This window comes from Ilyobacter sp. (genome assembly GCF_041583315.1).
Lineage (GTDB): Bacteria > Fusobacteriota > Fusobacteriia > Fusobacteriales > Fusobacteriaceae > Ilyobacter.
Map to the genome: position 1 here is coordinate 1 of NZ_JBFHGC010000374.1, position 2901 is coordinate 2901.

Below are 2901 nucleotides of genomic sequence, written 5' to 3' on the forward strand. Positions count from 1 at the left end.
GGTGCCAAGGGAGTTGGGGAAATAGTGGTGATTCCCACAGCACCAGCAGTACAGGGAGCTTATTATAAATTTGACGGTGAGTTCAGAACAGAACTGCCTCTCAAAAGAACGGCATATAAAAAATAGCAGAAATCTCAAATACAAAAGGAGAAAAATAATGAATAAAACGATATTTACTGAAAATGCACCGGCAGCAGTAGGACCATATTCACAGGCCATGAGAGCAGGAGATATGATATTTGTATCAGGTCAAATTCCATTTGTACCAGAGACAATGACTCTGGTATCTGAGGATATCCGTGAGCAGACAAGACAGTCACTAGAAAATGTAAAGGCTATCTTAGAAGAAGCCGGAGCCTCTCTAAATGACGTGGTGAAAGCAGGAGTCTTTATCAAAGATATGAATGAATTTAAGGCGATCAATGAAGTATACTCTGAGTACTTTAGTGACAACAAACCGGCTAGGGCTTGTGTAGAGGTAGCTAGATTACCCCTAGATGTAAGAGTGGAAATCGAAGTAATCGCCTATGTGGGAAGATAGTTGATGATTTTAAAAAATTTAGTATAAATTAAATATGGTCTTCCTGGTTATTGGACGTACGATCTATTAACTGGGGAAGACTTTTTTTTAATAAAAAATTCAATACAGTAGGAAATTAATTATATGAGTATGAAATACATGGGATTTCAAATTTGAGACGGAGCAAGCTCTATCTTTAATAACAATGCCAAGAAATACCCAGCTAGGGATAACAAAATAACAGACTTATGTAACAAATAAAAGCGGGTGCAACTAAAACTACCGCGCTTGCTTACTTCTTGTAAACAGCAAAGAAATGAGGGACAGGTGGTTCTTGGTTATCATCATAGGCTTCAAAACTCTCTTCGCTTAGACCACCTCGTATAAAGCCATCTATTTCTTCTTTATCAAGTGGAAGTGGAATATCATCTTCCTGTTCTCCCTTTAGACGACTTCTACATGAGACAAGAATATATCCTTGCGGTGCCAGTAGAGATATCATCGCATCTCTTGCCTGGACTCTGTACTTACCTGGTAAGACTTGAATGGTATTACACTCGTAGACAAGATCAAAACTTTCAAACCATTGTGACGGGTAATCAAAAAGATCTGCTATAAGATATTTTACTTTGGTATCTGAATAACGTTTTTTGCAAAGACGTATTGCCTCAGGAGAGATATCAAAAGCAGTCACCTCATATCCAGCTTTGCTCAAAGCTTCTGCATCATCGCCGACTCCACAACCAATAACAATTGCCTTACGTCCTGTATGTTTAAAAGTACAATTTTTTAACCATTTTAAAAGATAAGGGTTAGGTTCAAGATCTGCCCAGAAAACATCTCTATAATCTCCTTCTGCATCGGTATAAATACTATCAAACCAATCAGTAGGTTTATCTTGGTCTTGGTAAGATTTGACCATTTTTTTATATGCAATAGGATCAAACTTTTTCATGCTTTTTTACCTCCTGTATTTAATGCAATAAATAGAACATGGCTAATTTCAGGGTCAATCACATTGGGGAAAGTAATTGCTGTTTATACTTTAAGCCTCAAATATATTTCTATAAATTTAAAAATTTTCCTTTTAAAAGATCAATAATGTAAATATATTAACCGATAATACAACCTTTGATGACAACGAATTACTTTGGAAAGAGTTTCTTGACTCAGTAATTAATTAAAGGATTTAAAGTTAAATTCAGTATAAGATTACGGAGAGGTAATAAAATAAGGAGGTTGGAATATGGCTTATAGAATCAATGAAAATGAATGTATATCTTGTGGTGCATGTCAGCCAGTATGTCCGGTAGAGTGTATCTCTGAGATAGAAGGCGGAAAAAGAAAAATCGATGAGGCTACATGTATTGATTGTGGAGCTTGCGCAGGGGTATGTCCGGTAGAATGTATTGCTTCAGTTGAATAAAAAATTTGAGGAGGTAAAGAATTATGTCAATGTTCTGTTATCAGTGCCAGGAAGCTGCGTCAGGGAAAGGGTGTACCATAAGAGGAGTATGTGGAAAGACTCCTGAAGAAGCAAAATTACAGGATGTTCTGCTTCATGCAGTGAAAGGTGTTGCACTCTATAGCTCAGTATTGAGAGAAAGTGATGATATAGGTGAAGATGTGGATTACTTCATAATTAATTCGTTATTTATGATGATAACCAACTCAAATTTTGATGATGATATTTTACATAAACAGATTATGGAAGGTGTAAAACTCAGAGACAAACTAAAAAAAATCTGTGAAGATAAAAATCCTAAAGGACTCATGAAACTTTTTAAAAGAAAAAGAGAATGTTCGTGTGAAAATGATAAATTCAGTAAACTATTAGATTCTGCTTCTGATTATGCAGATGATAAAAAACTTTTCGGGGAAATTGCTGACAAGTCTGGTGTAATGAGAACAGCGAATGAAGATGAAAGATCTTTAAAAGAGATGATAACATACGGACTAAAAGGTATGGCAGCATACACTGAGCATGCTTTTCACTTGGGATATAAAAACAGAGAGATAGTTAAATTTATGGAAAAAGCTCTTCTTGCAGCTGATGATCCTGAGATAACAGTAGATGAGTTGATAGCTATGACTCTAGAAACTGGGAAATATGGTGTTGAGGCAATGGCTCTTCTTGATAAGGCAAATACGGAAACTTATGGAAATCCAGAAATAACCAAGGTAAATATAGGGGTCGGTAAAAATCCCGGAATACTCATTTCAGGTCATGACCTTAAGGATATGGAGCAGCTTCTAGAACAGACAAAGGACTCTGGAGTAGATATTTATACTCACTCAGAAATGCTTCCAGCTAACTACTACCCTAAATTAAAAAAATATGACCACTTTGTAGGAAACTATGGTGGTTCATGGTGGCATCA

The 2901-nt window shown here is 36.1% G+C and carries 3 protein-coding genes and 1 pseudogene; 3 read left to right on the forward strand and 1 reads right to left on the reverse strand.

The window, feature by feature from the left end; all coding sequences use genetic code 11:
- Positions 1–157 precede the first annotated feature (157 nt).
- Positions 158–541 carry a RidA family protein gene (locus tag ABZA26_RS11610; RefSeq protein WP_372714686.1) on the forward strand — a complete coding sequence of 128 codons (384 nt, stop codon included), beginning with the start codon at positions 158–160 and terminating at the stop codon, positions 539–541.
- 271 nt (positions 542–812) lie between these two features.
- Here the strand turns inward: ABZA26_RS11610 and ABZA26_RS11615 are convergent, their stop codons facing one another.
- Positions 813–1475, reverse strand: coding sequence for a class I SAM-dependent methyltransferase (locus ABZA26_RS11615; protein ID WP_372714687.1), 663 nt, complete (start codon positions 1473–1475; stop codon positions 813–815).
- 291 nt (positions 1476–1766) lie between these two features.
- Here ABZA26_RS11615 and ABZA26_RS11620 point away from each other — a divergent pair, with 291 nt between their 5' ends.
- Both ABZA26_RS11620 and ABZA26_RS11625 read left to right on the forward strand, forming a co-directional pair.
- Positions 1767–1946: an indolepyruvate ferredoxin oxidoreductase subunit alpha gene (locus tag ABZA26_RS11620; RefSeq protein ID WP_372714688.1), complete on the forward strand. Its 180-nt coding sequence runs from the start codon at positions 1767–1769 to the stop codon at positions 1944–1946.
- Positions 1947–1969: 23 nt separating this feature from the next.
- A pseudogene (locus ABZA26_RS11625) lies at positions 1970–2901 on the forward strand (hydroxylamine reductase); the annotation flags it as partial.